The sequence below is a fragment of the Kitasatospora sp. NPDC056531 genome, from assembly GCF_042794375.1.
Classification (GTDB): Bacteria; Actinomycetota; Actinomycetes; order Streptomycetales; family Streptomycetaceae; genus Kitasatospora.
This window is the reverse complement of record NZ_JBHTTU010000395.1, coordinates 1-1,056: the sequence shown is the minus strand read 5'-3', so window position 1 is coordinate 1,056 and position 1,056 is coordinate 1. Positions and strand designations below refer to the sequence as shown.

Here is a 1,056-nt window from a genome sequence, read left to right as displayed (position 1 = left end):
GCACTACACCATGGGCGGACTCTGGGTCGACTACGACCTCCAGACCACCGTCCCCGGCCTCTTCGCCATCGGAGAGGCCAACTTCTCCGACCACGGCGCCAACCGGCTCGGCGCCAGCGCGCTGATGCAGGGCCTCGCCGACGGCTACTTCGTGCTGCCGCCCACCCTCAACGACTACCTGGCCCGCAACCCGCTGGCCGCCGTGCCCGCCGACCACCCGGTGCTCACCGAGGTCGAGGCGGAGGTCGAGGACCGGCTCAACCTGATCCTCGCCGTCGACGGCGACCGCACCCCGGACTCCTTCCACCGCGAACTCGGCGAACTGCTCTGGGACGAGTGCGGGATGGCCCGCGACGAGGCCGGGCTGAAGCGGGCCCTGGAGCGGATCCCGCAGCTGCGCGAGGAGTTCTGGCGCCGGATCAAGGTGCCCGGCACCGGGCAGGAGCTCAACCAGTCGCTGGAGAAGGCCAACCGACTGGTCGACTACTTCGAGCTGGCCGAGCTGATGTGCCTGGACGCGCTGCACCGGGCCGAGTCCTGCGGCGGCCACTTCCGCACCGAGAGCCAGACCCCCGAGGGCGAGGCCGCCCGGCGCGACGAGGAGTTCACCTACGCCGCCGCCTGGGAGTTCACCGGCACCGGCGAGGCACCCGTCCTCCACCGCGAGGCCCTCGACTTCGAGTACGTCCACCCCACCCAGCGGAGCTACGCATGAACCTCACCCTGCGCATCTGGCGCCAGGCGGGCCCGGACGCACCCGGGTCGATGACCACCTACCAGGTCAGCGGGATCAGCCCGGACATGTCCTTCCTGGAGATGCTCGACACCCTCAACGAGGAGCTGATCACCCGCGGCGACCTGCCGGTCGCCTTCGACCACGACTGCCGCGAGGGCATCTGCGGCGCCTGCGGCATGGTCATCAACGGCCAGGCGCACGGCCCCGAGCGGACCACCACCTGCCAGCTGCACATGCGGCACTTCAAGGACGGCGACACCATCGACGTCGAGCCCTGGCGGGCGGCGGCCTTCCCGGTGGTCAAGGACCTGGTGGTGGAC

At 70.7% G+C, this 1,056-nt stretch carries 2 protein-coding genes; both read left to right on the top strand.

The window, feature by feature from the left end:
* Positions 1–715: FAD-binding protein (locus ACFQ87_RS46725; RefSeq protein ID WP_380617129.1), on the top strand; the 715-nt coding region annotated here is incomplete at its 5' end.
* The coding region (locus ACFQ87_RS46720; protein ID WP_380617128.1) for a 2Fe-2S iron-sulfur cluster-binding protein at positions 712–1,056 on the top strand (345 nt) is incomplete at its 3' end. The genes ACFQ87_RS46725 and ACFQ87_RS46720, both read left to right, overlap by 4 nt.